Raw genomic sequence first — 13,840 nt, 5'->3', positions numbered from 1 at the left:
TACTTGTAAAATAGAGCATTGATGAAGAGAAACTTGCCATGACAAAAGCCATTAAAGTGGATAAGACAAATAAGCATCAAAAGAAAGCACTTGGTCTAATTAACAAACCCGCTAAAGCTACTGCAGGAAAGCAAACCTACCAACGAATTGCTTGCGTGTTTCAGGGAGGGGGAGCGCTGGGAGCCTATCAAGTGGGTGCTTTTCGCGCTATCCATGAACGGGGTTACCACCCTAACTTCGTTGCGGGTGTTTCTATTGGGTCAATTAATAGCGCCATTATTGCGGGAAACCCGCGAAACAAACAACTTGAGAAATTAGCTGATTTTTGGGATACCATTGCTCCTAAAATCTGGTGCGATTCCATCGATCATGACGTTTTTGACCCTATTCATCACCTCCATAATCGTATGGGTGCTTTGTATTCATTATTTTTTGGACTCGATGGATTTTTTAAACCACGCCCCATTCCCCCTTCTATTTTCTCAAAAAATACCCCGGATCAATTAAGCTACTATGATACTGCAGAGCTACGGAGTACCTTGGAGCGATTAATTGATTTTGATCGAATTAATGCCAAAAAAATAACTCTCTGCTTAGGCGCTGTGAATGTCGTCAGCGGCGAAATGGTATTTTTTAACAATCAAAATATGGAAATTACTCCTGACCACGTTATGGCCAGTGGCGCACTTCCACCCGGACTTCCCGCTGTTAAAATTGGTGAGGATTATTTTTGGGATGGCGGTATTTACGCGAATACTCCTTTAGTGACCGTTCTTGATGCTTTACCTGAAGAGGATACACTTTGTTTCGTTGTCGATTGCTTTAGTTTAAAGGGGCGTTTGCCAGAAACCATGGATGAGCTAGAAGAACGACAAAAAGATATTCGCTATGGGAGTCATTCACGCCGTTTAACCAATGTGTATACGAGTCGACAAAATTTACAAGCCGCGATTAATTTTTTAGGACAGCATCTGACACCTGAAGCCCAAGCAGATCCTGAAATTCAAAAATTGCTTGCATTGGGACATGAAAAACGATTTAGCGTGGTACATATTATTTATCACGACACTCCTTTTTCACATTCCTTTAAAGATTTTAATTTTATTCGCTCCGCAATTAATTATCGTCTCGAAACAGGCTATAAAAATACCGTCGAAGTACTTGCTAATCCTGAATGGGAGAAAAAATCCCATAAACAATTAGCTTGTTCGATTTATGGGGTTCCCTCAGATTATTTTGATCAACACTAGGTTTTTGAGCCTAAAACAATGGACTCAAAATAGCAATTTGCAGTATCTTGGTATATCTAACCAGGAGTAGAGCCCATGAAACAACACTCACCACAGTTTTTAGCCCTAGTGACTGATGCTAAAAAACGCATCAAAGAAATCACACCCGACATGCTCAATGAAAAAATTAAGCATCATGAGGTTTTTCGTCTAATTGATGTACGTGAAGACAATGAGTGGCCTTCTGGACATATTCCCTCAGCAATCCATATAGGAAAAGGCGTCATTGAACGCGACATTGAAAAAGAAGTTCCCGAGCTTCATACGCCCATTGTTGTGTACTGCAGTGGCGGTTTCCGCTGCGCGTTGGTTGCAGATAGCCTCCAAAAAATGGGATATGAGCATGTTTATTCTCTCAGTACCGGGTCCCAAGGATGGTTGGATGCGGGTTATAGTCTTGAGAAATAGTTAATACACCTATCGTAGATAAAGGCCTTGGCCCACTACGATAGGTGTGAAGACCCGGGAATTAAGAATCCCTATTTCTAACCCCTTCTCTCATTCTCCTCTCACAGCCCTAAACCAATTTAAAGCAATTAACGTTGCCCCATCAATTATTTTCAACTCATCCAATAATTCAAATACTTTTTTGCGAGGAATAAGATGGGTCATTATTTCTTCATCGTCGTCCACCCCATGTAAACCACTTTCTGGAGTTCCCTCGACCTCGGCGTAATAAATATAAGTTTTTTCGGTCATCAAGCCAGGACTTTTATAAGCGCAAGCAATCAGTTTAACGGCATCAATGGTGAGGCCTGTTTCTTCAAAAACTTCTTTTTTAGCCGTTTCTTCAGGCTTTTTACCTTCATCGATCGTTCCTGACACACATTCGAGAATAAAAGGATCATCATGGGCAACATTAAAAAAAACACCAGGCCGAAACTCTTGACACATCACAAGGCTATCCACCATCGACGCATAAATAAGTACTAAAACAGAATCTCTAGATTGGACCACTTCGCGCTTCTTCGAAGGGATGTGATCTTTTTCGGCGTTAAAACTGGGTATCTCTAATTCGAATTTATAAAGTTGCAAATAACCTTTATAAACGGCTTCTTTCATAATCGTGTTTATTTTCTTCTTCATCTTTTTTAATAGTTAAGGAGTTCGATTTTTATAGCTTAGCTAAGTTTAAACAAAAAACCAGATTGAACTTTTATAACTGGATGGTTGAAGCAACGTTCTTGAGGATATTTTGATGCAGACTTTATCCTAGATAGAGTTTCTCTTACTACTAGCATTATGAAAGCGAAATTGCTTAAAATAGCAGATAATTCTGTTCATCGCTTCCCCCATGATTAATAGTAAAATTTGTATTAGTATATAGGGCTTGCTGGACAACGACATTGCATAAGAGAGATAACATGAATAAAACGGGTTTCGTAATGGCTTTGAGCCTCTTATCTTCAATCGCATTCGGAGGTACGATGGGAGAAGCTAAGCCAGCACGCTCCTGGTCCCCGATTATCGATTTAAGTGTTGGTCCTCAATGGACCCATAATGGCGAAACTCAAACTCTCTTCCTTGCTCCTGAAATTGAAAAAACCTACACTGCACGTCGAGCAAATCATTCCATAGTAGAAGGCGAAATTTTCCTAGGAATACAACGTCCCCTATTCGATGTCCTTCAAGCCCAAGTTGGTGTCGCTGCAGCGTTGGCAAGTTACACCAGACTCTCAGGACTTATTTGGGATGATGCTGATCCAGAATTCGCTAATCATGTTTATCATTATCAATTAAGACATTCTCAAGTCACTTTAAAAGCAAAAATACTGGCAGACCTGCACTTATGGGTAACCCCTTGGATTAGTGGCTCTGCGGGTATTGGTTTTAATAATGCGAATGAATTTGCAAATTCTCCAATTATTACTGAAGCATTACCTAATAATAACTTTTACGCCTATTCGAAAAATTCATTTACCTATTCCTTGGGGATAGGTATACAGCGTCATGTGATGAATAACTGGCAAATCGGTATTGGGTACCAATTTGCTGACTGGGGTCAAAGCCAGTTAGGAACTGCGGTTGGGCAATCGATAGGTAGTAGGGGGCCAACGCTTCGTCATCTTTACACCAATGGATTTATGTTTAATATGACTTATATTTCTTAAGAGGTAAAACCTATAAACCAGGTCAGGTGCAGCAGCCTCTCCCGCAAAGAACCTCATCCATTATTCAGACTCCTAGCGCGGGAGAGAATTTGAAGGATCACTCAGATCTCGAACCCTTTTCTGAACCACATCATCACCAATTCAATTATGTAATTTTGTGCCATAAAGACGATCTCCAGCATCACCCAAACCAGGTATGATATACCCTTTTTCATTAATCCTTTCATCAATCGCCGCGGTATAGACAATCACGTCGGGGTGTTCCTCATGAAAAGCCATCAATCCTTCGGGCGCTGCCAAAAGACAGAGAAATTTGATTGATTTTGGATTAGTTTCTTTTACTCCTTTTACCGCAGCAATTGCACTGTTACCCGTTGCTAACATCGGATCGACAACAATCACATCGCGATCTTCCATATTTTCAGGTAGTTTTGAATAGTACTCGATGGATCCTAAGGTTTTGGGGTCACGATATAAACCAATGTGCCCCACTCGCGCTGAGGGGATTAATTGCAACATGCCATCTAAAATCCCATTGCCAGCTCGCAGAATAGAGACGAAAACTAGCTTTTTCCCTTTTAAAACAGGGGCATCCATGCTAGTCAAAGGCGTCTCAATTTCTTCATATTTGATTTCAAGATCACGAGTAATCTCGTAAGCCAACAACATGCTTATTTCTTGTACAAGTGTGCGGAATTTTACGGTGCTTGTTTCTTTTTTTCTTAAAATGGTTAACTTATGTTGAACAAGCGGGTGTTTAATTTCAAAGACTTGTTTCTCATTCATCTTAATTCCTTGATAAAGCTTAGAGTTTAGCCCTGAATCGGTGATAGGCCAAGACTTAACATTCTCAAGTCTCTATTCTTCGTTAAAATACAGTCCCATCACTAATGATCTGGATCGGTGGGGTACCATCTTTGCGCTTGTGTTTGGCAATCCGACGCCCTGCTTCCCAGGTTCCGCCTTGTAAAATTTTAGCAAGCGGTAGGTCAACAGCAGTCATTTGCAATCGTTGACGAATGGCCTCAGCCAACTCATCAAGCACAGCAACGGTTAGGGCACGCCATTCAACAATAATTTCCGAATCCGCTGCTTGTAACTGGTAATAAATTTGTTCATCTTTTGCCTGTAGGACTCCCAAATCAATCAATAAACCACCATTGCGATATTCTGGTAATCCTGTTAAGTCATTTAAATCCGTTACTTTTATACCAAATTGCTCCAAAGGCTCAATCAAAGAATAGGTTAACCACTGGGATAATTTATGAAATGGAACAAATTCAGACCCCTCTAGATCCGTTCTGAGCCCAGGATGAATCCAGACGTCGCCTAAGGGAACATTGTTATAACGTAGCCGTTCAGGCCATATTTCAGTGAAGGCCTGGAGTACCGCTTGAAAAATTTGCGCCGCGGCTATGCAATGATTTTTTTGCAGACTCGTTATATAAGAATAAAAATTTCCTAAACGTTGATCATCGCCAAAATAATGAGGTTTTTTTTGGACTAGCGTGCCAAGACGATTTAATAAAGCGACTCGCCCTGCGACCCCTTCGAGTGGGTTTTCTGCGTTCACCTGAAATCCTTTCCTCAGCTCTTCCTCACTAAAAGCCAGCAGCCTTACGGCATCCACACGAAAAGGTTGCTGCGGCTGTACGCTAAAAGCGCCACTTAGATAAAGGGCTAGACTAGCGATAGCTAAACCTTCAGAACGGCTATAATTATGTCCGGTACTTAATTCTTGGTAATGCCAATTTTTACCCGCACCAGCATCTAACAGAACGCTGATAATGACCAGCTCATAAAGAATTTTCCCCTGCTCTTCTGCTGTTAGCTGAGTTAGTTGATTGCCTATTTTTTGAATGCGATCAATTCCACCGACTTCAAAATGACGCCAGCGACTATGGTAGGGAATCGCCATCGTTGGGTATTGGTCATTCATTACTTTTAAAACATAATCAACCGCGGCCGGTATTTTTTCTTCAACAAATAAAAAATGCTTCAGCTTATTCTCGCGTGCTAAACGAAGAAGACGTTTCGCTTGTTGGCGAATTGTTTGTAAATTTTGTAATGACTGCAATACCTTATTCATTCAGCCCACGTCCTTTGGGTACGGCTAATTCATTAATATCAATGAGTCTATCTGGTGAATAATAACCTGCAGCCCGCTTCGCATCCATCTCCACTTGCGCATCGGGAGGAATCAGTTCGTCAGGAATTTTAACCCGCTCGATGACTTGAATGCCGGCATTTGATAAAGCCTCAAACTTCATATTAGACATCGAGACAAAACGATGGATTTTTTTAATACCCAACCATTGCAAGACATCGGTGCTCAACTCCTGAAAACGCATGTCTTGAATACCGGCTACGCACTCTGTGCGTTCAAAATATTTCGCAGCTGTATCTCCGCCTGCTTGTCTTTTACGGGCATTATAAACAAGAAACTTAGTCACCTCGCCCAGAGCTCGACCTTCTTTGCGATTATAAACAATCAACCCCGCTCCCCCACGTTGCGCTGATTCCACACATAATTCAATACCATGAGCAAGATAGGGTCGACAAGTACAAATGTCTGAACCAAAAACATCTGAACCGTTACATTCATCATGAATACGGCAAGATAATTCAATCTTGGGATCATGAATCGTGGTTACATCACCGAAGAAGTAAGCGGTTAACCCTCCGATGGGAGGTAGAAAAACGTTCAGATCGCTTCGAGTAACTAACTCTGGAAACATACCTGCAGTATGCTGAAAAAGTATTCGTCTTAGTTCCGTTTCTGAAATTTGAAAACGTTCTGCGATGCCAGGCAAATACCAAACGGGATCAATGGCAGCCTTGGTCACTAGAACATCTCCAGATTGCATTAAAATTTTACCATCTGGTTTGAGTCTTCCCTGACGAATGGCAATTTGCAGCTCAGGTAAATTGATGTGGGCCCTGGTCACTGCAATGGTAGGCCTGATGTCATAACCTGCGGCAATCTCGTCTGCAAAAACCTCGGCAACCCTATGCCCCCAAGGATCAATCGACACAATTTTACTGGGATCAAACCACTGCTCATAGGGACCAATAGTGACCGGCGGTGTGGTATCGGTTAAATCAGGCTTATGTTCGGGATCAAGAACGCCGGCAGCAACTGCCAATGCGCGATAGACAGAGTAGGAACCTGAATGGGTTCCAATCGCATTACGATTTTTAAGATTGGTGAGCGAGGCAATGATGGGTCCACGCTCTTTCGGATCCCTTGCACCCCATTCAATCGGTAATGGCACTGAGCGATGACCAGATGGATGAGAAGTTAAAACGATATGTCCCTTCGATTTACTTCCTGAATTATTACTTGTCGTCGCCATTGCAAGTTCCTTCCAATAAGTAAAACTAAATATCCTCTAATTTTAGCCCATATGAACTAGCACATACTTAAATTATTGCTTGCAAAAATCATGACAAAATTCGCTTGCCAGGCTAAAAACTTTGGGAGGGAATTCTAAAACACCCTCTCTGGTCTTTTAAACTCGCGAGCTTTAATAGCCAACACGAGACAAGATTAGATTATTTTCCTTTTTCCATTGGGAATTATCTGGCGTAGCAAAAAAAAGTAACCGTAGCGAAGGAACCTTTGCTTGAGAAGTCCTTTCTTTAGTTTCTTCGGAGGAAGTTAGTTTTTTATCATGCTGTTCTTTTCGGTCATCTTGTAATCCAAATTCTTCTACAATTTGACCCACCAGCGTTGCTAAATAAGTATTGCGAGTGTCCATATGATAATTAGTTAGTCGAGATTGAAAATACCTTTCAACCTCTTGTCGATCGCAATCAAAAGAGAGCAACTTACCGGACTCCAGCAGTTTGAGTATCACTTCGATTTCAAAAATATAGGCATTTCCTTCAGAGTTAGCTATTTTTGCTGCCACATTAAAGGCATGACCCGTTTCATGAACAATTGTGCCAATAATATCAATAGTTGGTTTTAGCAAAAGACTCTCTTTTATCGCGATTGTTTTATTGGCGACCCAACCGCTATGATATTGACTCAACATATTGTAAGTATTTTTATTAATAAAAATGGCGGAATTACCTAACGCTCCAGTGAAATTGAGGTTAGACCTTAAGATATCAATTTTAATAAACGGAATAGTCGCTCTTCTCCCATTTTCCAGACCGCTAACCCCAATTCGACGACATTCTTCGATAATTTCTCTAATCTGCTCTCTAGTCAACATAACAATCTCCTTGTCAATCGATTAAATGGGTTCCATAACGTCCTGGGGGTAACTCACTTGTTTGCTGTATGAAAATGATTATTAAGAATAAATATTTATCAGTCAATAACTATTTAAATCGATTTAGTTTTTTAATGTACAGCCATGATTGATAAATTCAAAACAAAAGGAGATTCCCTAGCTAAATATTCCGCCAAGATAAGAATATAGGCTAGAATGATTCGATACTCGTTAACTTAAGGATAAGAAAATCATGAAAATTGCCAAACAAATCATTGTGCTCTGTCTTTTCCTAACCACGATCGGCCTATTGAACGGCTGCAACACGGTTAAGGGTTTTGGCAAGGATGTTTCGAAAGCAGGACAAGATATCCAAAAAACTGCGAATTAATTTTACCTACAATAGAGTAATATCATGATAGAAAAACATTTTGCTTATAAGATTTCTAGGGATTCTAAAGGAATTATCTGTAGTCATTCCGAATTTGAAGAAGATAAAATGGTCGATTTGTTGAAAGAAATTAAATCAGCGAATTCGGATGAGATTTATTGGATTTTTAAACAGCGCGATGAAGAGCCCAAAGAACCCCTGTGCATCATAGACTGTGTATATAAGAGAATTTATTACCATTACTCTGGTGATGTTGAAAATATTGATGAGATGATTAAAAAATTGAGTAAATAGCACCGTTTAAAAACGGATAATCACCGAGCCCTAAGCTCGATGATTATACTTAAGTTTTCTTAATATCAGTATCCAGAAGTTCCATTAGAACTACCTGGAGTAGTAGTGCCGCCTGGAATAGTAGTGCCACCTGGAATAGTAGTGCCACCTGGAGTAGTGGTAGTACCAGGAGTAGTACTTCCTGTACCGGTGCCAGTGGTTCCTGTACCCGTTGTACCTGTATCGGTTCCTCCTAAGCCAGTGCCAGTACCTGTGCCTGTACTTGTGCCCATTCCACTGCCGGAGCTTGTTCCGGTAGTACCTGTCGTTCCCGTACCGCCCGTTCCCGTTCCACTACTCGTTGCTAAAGCAACTGAAGATACAGCGAGTATAGCCAATGCGGCCAATATCCTTTTCATAATTTGCTCTCCTAATTTGACGTCGTATGCCCATTGTGAACCTACCACTTCCACTACGCTCATTAGCGATGCATAAGTCCACTTTCTAGAGAACCATGCATCGCTTCTCCTTTAAATACTACCCTTTACGGGATGGATTTTCCTTTTGTTGACCTGGACGTTGTGTTTGACCTTGGCCTTGACCATGTTGGCCAGGACGTTGCTGACCAGGACTTTGTTGACCTGGACGAGTTGGTTGATTCCATTCTTTATTAGGCATTATAAATCTCCTTATTGGTTACCCACTTAACGAATAGGACAATAAAGAAAAGAAAGCAAATACAAAAAAACAATATAATAGCGAACTTTTTGAATTTACTTAGAGAATTTTTATAAAAAATTTAAGTTGTTTTAACTAAAAAAATAATAACAAACACTATTTAAGATTTTTTTAAATTTTAATTATAAAGAGATAACTGGAAAATTGTATAAAGCTTGGTTAAATTTTATTTAATATAACATTTTTGTGAAAAATGAATGAATACACAGCAATGGCTCGAAAAATTGATTAGTATCGATACTATCTCTAATAATTCCAACCTGGAATTAATCGAGACTATTGCGTCCTGGCTTAAACTTCATGATGTACAATTTCATATTATTCCCAGCCCTGATGGATCAAAAGCAAATTTATTTGCATCAATACCCACAAAAGATGATCAAATCACCGGGGGGCTAGTTTTTGCTGGTCATACTGATGTTGTGCCCGTTGCAGGACAAATGTGGGACACTAATCCCTTTGTCGCCACAGAAAAAAATGGCAAAATTTATGGTCGCGGTGCCTGCGATATGAAAGGGTTTATTGCCGTGATTCTAGCCCTAATCCCTAAACTGAAAAAATTGACACTTTTAAAACCGATTCATTTCGCTTTTACCTACGATGAAGAAATTGGCTGCATTGGCGTAGATTTTTTATTAGATTACATCAAAAAATTAGGCATAAAACCGGAGGGTTGTATTGTAGGCGAACCATCCAATATGCGCCCCATTATTGGCGAAAAAGCAAGGCGAGTTTATCATTGCCAAATACAAGGCTGGTCAGCACATTCATCGATTGCAGCCAAAGGTTGTAATGCTATCGAATACGCAAGCCGCTTAATTTGCTATATTCATAAGTTTGCTAATTATCTAAAAGAAAATGGACCTTTTGATTATGATTTCGATTATCCATTTACTACAGTTTCCACCAATATTGTTAGCGGCGGTATCGCTTATAATGTGATCCCTGGTACCTGTGAATTTATTCTTGAAATTCGTTATTTACCTCAATTCCCTCTCGAAAATTTTCGTAGCCAAATTGAAAATTATATTAACAAAGAATTGCTTCCTGAGATGAAAAAGAATTATTCGGAAGCAGCTATCTATCTCGAAGAAATTTCAGATGCCTCAGGTTTCGTTGCTCTAGAAGATACCCCACTAATTAGACTAGTGCGCTCCATTACTGGTGTAAAAGACCGCTTAAAAGTTTCTTATTCAACCGAAGCGGGAATCTATCAGGACGCCAACATTCCGACTGTAGTCTGTGGTCCAGGACATATTGATCAGGCTCATCAACCGAATGAATTTATTGCAAACGAGCAACTTATTATTTGTGAAAAGGTCATCAAAAATTTAATTAATCTTTTCTGTTTAGATTTAAAAAATCACTAGATTTATCGATTTTTTATCTTATAGAACTTGCATTCCATGTCTAAAAAATAATCTTCTTTATAGTATTTCATTCCACATTTCTCCATCACACGAAATGAAGCCTTATGATCTTTATCAGCATAGGCTATAATATATTCCGCATTGATATTATTTTTTGCCCAAGCTAATAATCCTTTTAATACTTCTGTCGCATAGCCTTTATCCCAAAATTTTCTATGAAAAAGATAACCCACTTTAATTTCACCCGAATCAAGCTGATCGAAATAAGCTTCCCCGACAAATTCATCATCTTTGAGTCTAAAAATAACAAAACAAGGTAGGCTTTTTATCTCACAATTTTCAATACATTCTAAAATGAAGCCTTTTATTTCCCCGCGACTTAAGGTTCCTTCAGGAAAATATTCTTTTACCACAGGATCATTATCCAACTCTTCTAAAAATGTGATATCTTCCTTTTGCACTGCTCTTATGCCTAATTGCTTTGTTTCTATTAAATATTTGTCCATTATTAAAATCCCTATTAGTTATTAAACTAATTATAGATGCTAAAAAATCTTAAATAGCCGTCAGAGGTTCTCACAGGTAGAGAATATCCTCAAGGCAAGTGCTACATCAGCTCGCACGATCTCTAACAATTGAAACCTTTTTGCCCAAATCCAAGCAGAAGATTGCACTATCCCCAATCATTATTTAAAATCGAGTTTCACTTTTTAAAACCTATCCATTATGCTTTTTTCGAGTCCATTCTTCTTATTCATTTTTATTCCTCTGGTTTTTTTCCTGTTTTTTATGGCACCGTTAAAAGCAAAAAATACAGTTTTGTTAATCGCAAGCTTTCTATTTTATTTTTGGGGGGAGCCGCGCTTCTTCTTTATAGCGGTTTTATCAACCTGCTGTGACTATTACCTATGTAATCAAATTTTTCGTGCAGAAAGAAAAACAAAAGCACTCATCTTTTTGAATATAGGGATATTATTAAACGTTTTTATGTTGTTTTATTATAAATATCTCGATTTTTTTATTGGCTCAACCAATGTATTTTTTTCCTATCTGAACTTACAGCCTGTACCGATCCTAAAGATTGCCCTACCCATTGGGATTTCATTTATCGTTTTTGAAAAAATTACCTACCTTGTAGACGTATATCGAGGAATATCTAAACCAGCAAGTTCACTGAAAAACTACCTTCTTTATATATTTTTCTTCCCCAAACTATTGGCGGGTCCGATTGTCAAATACCATGATATTGCCGCACAATTAAAAAATCATTACCAAACTCTAGATAATTTTATCCACGGCTTTAAACGTTTTCTTTTAGGTTTAGTCAAGAAAGTGCTCGTTGCAGATACCGTTGCAGAATTAGCCGATAAAATCTTTTCCCTTCCTCCTGATCAACTAGGTTTTTATCATGCCTGGCTCGGTCTTCTCTGTTTTAGCTTACAAATTTATTTGGATTTTTCCGCCTATTCAGACATGGCCATTGGCTTAGCTAGAATGTTTGGTTTTAAATTGCTTGAAAATTTCAATATGCCCTATCTTGCCACCAGTTTTACTGATTTTTGGCGACGATGGCATATCTCGCTTTCAACTTGGATACGAGAATATCTATACTACCCTTTAGGGGGGAATCGTTATGGCATTTTCCGTACTTATTCTAATCTTTGGATTTGCTTTTTAATTTCAGGATTATGGCATGGAGCTAACTGGAACTTTGTGATTTGGGGAGCTTATAACGGATTCTTTTTGGTGATAGATAAATTAGGTTGGTTGCGTATTAGCAATTTTTTACCTCGCTATGTCAACGTGATCTTTACTTTGGTGTTCGTTATGTTTGGATGGGTTATTTTTCGCACTAATTCGGTGACTGAATTACTCAATTTTTTTGCTGCTCTTTTCCATCCTTCTCGAGAAAGTAGTTTTATTTATATCACCTATGATATTTGGGTTGCTATCATTGCAGCTATCATGATTAGCTTCATACCTAGCATGGATACTATTAGATCATGGAATTCTCTAAAAAATCATCGCTTAATTGAACATTGGATGATCTCTGCACTTTCTTTCTTTGCAGTCTCGAGAGTAGTGGCTGCAACATTCAAATCCTTTCTTTACTTTAGGTTTTAATTATGAGCATCGAGCTTGCAGAAGAAGTTCCCGCTAATCGGACTGTCAACATTAAGAATTTTTTAAAAACACATCAGCCTATTATTCCATTTTTTTTGATGATTATTATCTTAGTATTGCCCATTAATTTATTTATAATAAAGCAGATCGTTAACCAATTTTCCTCCACTCCAAAAATACAAAACCCACCTCTTGTGTCTGTCGAAAAAGTATTAAACGGTAGCTTACAAAAGGAATATGAAACTTGGTTTAACAATCATAATCCATTGAAGTCTATGTTCACTAACTTAAATAATCAGTTTTATTACAGTCTTTTCTCAAAATCTTTGATGTTCGATTCGAATATTGTTATCGGCAAAAAAGGTTATCTTTATGAAAAAATTTATATCAATCAGTATGTTAACCTCAGCAAAATACCTTACACACAACGGCAATTTGACTTATGGGCTGCTGACTTGAAAGAATTAGCTGATTTTTTTGAAAAACGGGGACAAAAATTTATTTATCTAATTACTCCTTCTAAAGCCAGTTTTTATCCTGAATATTTACCTGATAGCTATGCCAAAATCATTAAGGATACTCGGCCTGATTATTTTTTAAAGCTTGATGCATTAAAGAAGGTCCATGTCACCTATTTTGATGCCAGTCAATTTATGCTTGCCCAGAAAGATAAATCCTATGGCTATTTGCTTTTCCCCCGAGGCGGTACTCATTGGACCATGTTGGGCGCGAGCTTAGTTGCGCAAAGAATTTTAGACCTCATCTCTCAACAAACACAAACGCAATTACCACCCCTTTCTTACTCTTATACTGTCACCACTAGACCCCTTGGAGTTGATAAAGACTTACTACATCTTTGCAAATTACTTTTTCCACCCAAACGCTATACTGTTCCCTTCGTTTCTTTCAAAGTAAATGAAAATCCAGTACCGCTAAAACTCGCCGTTATTGGCGGTAGTTTTACGCACTTCTTTAAACAATTATTTACTGAATCGAACTATTTTAGCCAATTGGATCATTATTATTATTTAATACTCAATCACTACCAAATTTCTCAAAATGGAAAAAAAATTGATATCCCTATTAATCGAGATGACCCAAGATCTTATCAAGATATTTTGGCTGCAGATGTAGTTATTCTAGAAGAAAATGAAATACTTCCTTATTCTAATCATTTCAGAGAACTCTATTTTAGGTTACTCGGAAAATATCCTAGCAGCTAAGTAGTTTTTAATATGCAAGAAAATATTCACGATAAATCTAGAAAATAATTTTATTTAAATTTACACTCATTTTTAATTTTATTTTATAAGGATGAAAA

Annotated in this window: 16 protein-coding genes; 8 read left to right on the top strand and 8 right to left on the bottom strand. The window is 38.5% G+C overall.

Annotated elements, in window-relative coordinates:
- Positions 1-38: 38 nt before the first annotated feature.
- Entirely contained in the window at positions 39-1,250 is a 1,212-nt protein-coding gene (locus Ldro_RS05700) for a patatin-like phospholipase family protein (RefSeq protein ID WP_058495443.1), read from the top strand.
- 75 nt (positions 1,251-1,325) lie between these two features.
- A complete protein-coding gene (locus Ldro_RS05695) occupies positions 1,326-1,697 on the top strand; it encodes a rhodanese-like domain-containing protein (protein WP_058495442.1) in 372 nt (123 codons plus the stop codon).
- Positions 1,698-1,787: 90 nt separating this feature from the next.
- On the opposite strand, the gene Ldro_RS05690 is transcribed toward Ldro_RS05695, so the two are convergent.
- Positions 1,788-2,375, bottom strand: coding sequence for an NUDIX domain-containing protein (locus Ldro_RS05690; RefSeq protein ID WP_083497901.1), 588 nt, complete (start codon positions 2,373-2,375; stop codon positions 1,788-1,790).
- 278 nt (positions 2,376-2,653) lie between these two features.
- On the opposite strand from Ldro_RS05690, the gene Ldro_RS05685 reads away from it, so the two are divergent.
- A complete protein-coding gene (locus tag Ldro_RS05685) occupies positions 2,654-3,400 on the top strand; it encodes an outer membrane protein (RefSeq protein WP_058495440.1) in 747 nt (248 codons plus the stop codon).
- A 141-nt stretch (positions 3,401-3,541) separates the two neighbouring features.
- Here Ldro_RS05685 and upp read toward each other — a convergent pair whose 3' ends face one another.
- The 4 genes from upp to Ldro_RS05665 form a co-directional block, all read right to left on the bottom strand.
- Complete coding sequence (gene upp, locus Ldro_RS05680) at positions 3,542-4,186, bottom strand: uracil phosphoribosyltransferase (RefSeq protein ID WP_058495439.1); 645 nt, start codon at positions 4,184-4,186, stop codon at positions 3,542-3,544.
- A gap of 82 nt (positions 4,187-4,268) precedes the next feature.
- Complete coding sequence (locus Ldro_RS05675; RefSeq protein WP_058495438.1) at positions 4,269-5,489, bottom strand: URC4/urg3 family protein; 1,221 nt, start codon at positions 5,487-5,489, stop codon at positions 4,269-4,271.
- A complete protein-coding gene (locus tag Ldro_RS05670; protein ID WP_058495437.1) occupies positions 5,482-6,756 on the bottom strand; it encodes a GTP cyclohydrolase II in 1,275 nt (424 codons plus the stop codon). The genes Ldro_RS05675 and Ldro_RS05670 overlap by 8 nt, the downstream gene beginning before the upstream one ends.
- A gap of 171 nt (positions 6,757-6,927) precedes the next feature.
- Positions 6,928-7,623: a hypothetical protein gene (locus Ldro_RS05665; RefSeq protein WP_058495436.1), complete on the bottom strand. Its 696-nt coding sequence runs from the start codon at positions 7,621-7,623 to the stop codon at positions 6,928-6,930.
- Positions 7,624-7,876: 253 nt separating this feature from the next.
- On the opposite strand from Ldro_RS05665, the gene Ldro_RS05660 reads away from it, so the two are divergent.
- Both Ldro_RS05660 and Ldro_RS05655 read left to right on the top strand, forming a co-directional pair.
- Positions 7,877-8,014, top strand: a complete 138-nt coding sequence (locus Ldro_RS05660; protein ID WP_058495435.1) for an entericidin A/B family lipoprotein — start codon at positions 7,877-7,879, stop codon at positions 8,012-8,014.
- Between the two features lie 24 nt (positions 8,015-8,038).
- Complete coding sequence (locus Ldro_RS05655; RefSeq protein WP_058495434.1) at positions 8,039-8,308, top strand: hypothetical protein; 270 nt, start codon at positions 8,039-8,041, stop codon at positions 8,306-8,308.
- A 65-nt stretch (positions 8,309-8,373) separates the two neighbouring features.
- Here the strand turns inward: Ldro_RS05655 and Ldro_RS05650 are convergent, their stop codons facing one another.
- Both Ldro_RS05650 and Ldro_RS16540 read right to left on the bottom strand, forming a co-directional pair.
- On the bottom strand, positions 8,374-8,706 hold the full coding sequence (locus tag Ldro_RS05650; protein ID WP_131764341.1) for a hypothetical protein: 333 nt from the start codon (positions 8,704-8,706) through the stop codon (positions 8,374-8,376).
- 118 nt (positions 8,707-8,824) lie between these two features.
- Positions 8,825-8,965, bottom strand: coding sequence for a hypothetical protein (locus Ldro_RS16540; RefSeq protein WP_164480607.1), 141 nt, complete (start codon positions 8,963-8,965; stop codon positions 8,825-8,827).
- Between the two features lie 257 nt (positions 8,966-9,222).
- Here Ldro_RS16540 and argE point away from each other — a divergent pair, with 257 nt between their 5' ends.
- The gene (gene argE / locus Ldro_RS05645; protein WP_058495432.1) at positions 9,223-10,395 is read left to right on the top strand and encodes an acetylornithine deacetylase; all 1,173 of its coding nucleotides are present in this window, start codon (positions 9,223-9,225) and stop codon (positions 10,393-10,395) included.
- A 2-nt stretch (positions 10,396-10,397) separates the two neighbouring features.
- On the opposite strand, the gene Ldro_RS05640 is transcribed toward argE, so the two are convergent.
- Entirely contained in the window at positions 10,398-10,901 is a 504-nt protein-coding gene (locus tag Ldro_RS05640; protein WP_058495431.1) for a GNAT family N-acetyltransferase, read from the bottom strand.
- A gap of 283 nt (positions 10,902-11,184) precedes the next feature.
- Between Ldro_RS05640 and Ldro_RS05635 the strand changes: the two genes are divergently transcribed.
- Both Ldro_RS05635 and Ldro_RS05630 read left to right on the top strand, forming a co-directional pair.
- Positions 11,185-12,519, top strand: a complete 1,335-nt coding sequence (locus tag Ldro_RS05635; RefSeq protein ID WP_202972525.1) for an MBOAT family O-acyltransferase — start codon at positions 11,185-11,187, stop codon at positions 12,517-12,519.
- Positions 12,520-12,521: 2 nt separating this feature from the next.
- Positions 12,522-13,742, top strand: a complete 1,221-nt coding sequence (locus Ldro_RS05630; protein ID WP_058495429.1) for an alginate O-acetyltransferase AlgX-related protein — start codon at positions 12,522-12,524, stop codon at positions 13,740-13,742.
- Positions 13,743-13,840 lie beyond the last annotated feature (98 nt).

Origin of the sequence: Legionella drozanskii LLAP-1, assembly GCF_001467585.1 — a bacterium.
Taxonomy (GTDB): domain Bacteria; phylum Pseudomonadota; class Gammaproteobacteria; order Legionellales; family Legionellaceae; genus Tatlockia; species Tatlockia drozanskii.
The sequence above is the reverse complement of the archived record's forward strand: the minus strand, read 5'-3'. Positions and strand labels throughout refer to the sequence as shown.

What these genes read in the sequence shown, in the direction of transcription:
- Ldro_RS05700 (WP_058495443.1), top strand. Translation starts at nt 39, where the DNA reads ATGACAAAAGCCATTAAAGTGGATAAGACAAATAAGCATCAAAAGAAA.
- Ldro_RS05695 (WP_058495442.1), top strand. Translation starts at nt 1,326, where the DNA reads ATGAAACAACACTCACCACAGTTTTTAGCCCTAGTGACTGATGCTAAA.
- Ldro_RS05690 (WP_083497901.1), bottom strand. Translation starts at nt 2,375, where the DNA reads ATGAAGAAGAAAATAAACACGATTATGAAAGAAGCCGTTTATAAAGGT.
- Ldro_RS05685 (WP_058495440.1), top strand. Translation starts at nt 2,654, where the DNA reads ATGAATAAAACGGGTTTCGTAATGGCTTTGAGCCTCTTATCTTCAATC.
- upp (WP_058495439.1), bottom strand. Translation starts at nt 4,186, where the DNA reads ATGAATGAGAAACAAGTCTTTGAAATTAAACACCCGCTTGTTCAACAT.
- Ldro_RS05675 (WP_058495438.1), bottom strand. Translation starts at nt 5,489, where the DNA reads ATGAATAAGGTATTGCAGTCATTACAAAATTTACAAACAATTCGCCAA.
- Ldro_RS05670 (WP_058495437.1), bottom strand. Translation starts at nt 6,756, where the DNA reads ATGGCGACGACAAGTAATAATTCAGGAAGTAAATCGAAGGGACATATC.
- Ldro_RS05665 (WP_058495436.1), bottom strand. Translation starts at nt 7,623, where the DNA reads ATGTTGACTAGAGAGCAGATTAGAGAAATTATCGAAGAATGTCGTCGA.
- Ldro_RS05660 (WP_058495435.1), top strand. Translation starts at nt 7,877, where the DNA reads ATGAAAATTGCCAAACAAATCATTGTGCTCTGTCTTTTCCTAACCACG.
- Ldro_RS05655 (WP_058495434.1), top strand. Translation starts at nt 8,039, where the DNA reads ATGATAGAAAAACATTTTGCTTATAAGATTTCTAGGGATTCTAAAGGA.
- Ldro_RS05650 (WP_131764341.1), bottom strand. Translation starts at nt 8,706, where the DNA reads ATGAAAAGGATATTGGCCGCATTGGCTATACTCGCTGTATCTTCAGTT.
- Ldro_RS16540 (WP_164480607.1), bottom strand. Translation starts at nt 8,965, where the DNA reads ATGCCTAATAAAGAATGGAATCAACCAACTCGTCCAGGTCAACAAAGT.
- argE (WP_058495432.1), top strand. Translation starts at nt 9,223, where the DNA reads ATGAATACACAGCAATGGCTCGAAAAATTGATTAGTATCGATACTATC.
- Ldro_RS05640 (WP_058495431.1), bottom strand. Translation starts at nt 10,901, where the DNA reads ATGGACAAATATTTAATAGAAACAAAGCAATTAGGCATAAGAGCAGTG.
- Ldro_RS05635 (WP_202972525.1), top strand. Translation starts at nt 11,185, where the DNA reads ATGGCACCGTTAAAAGCAAAAAATACAGTTTTGTTAATCGCAAGCTTT.
- Ldro_RS05630 (WP_058495429.1), top strand. Translation starts at nt 12,522, where the DNA reads ATGAGCATCGAGCTTGCAGAAGAAGTTCCCGCTAATCGGACTGTCAAC.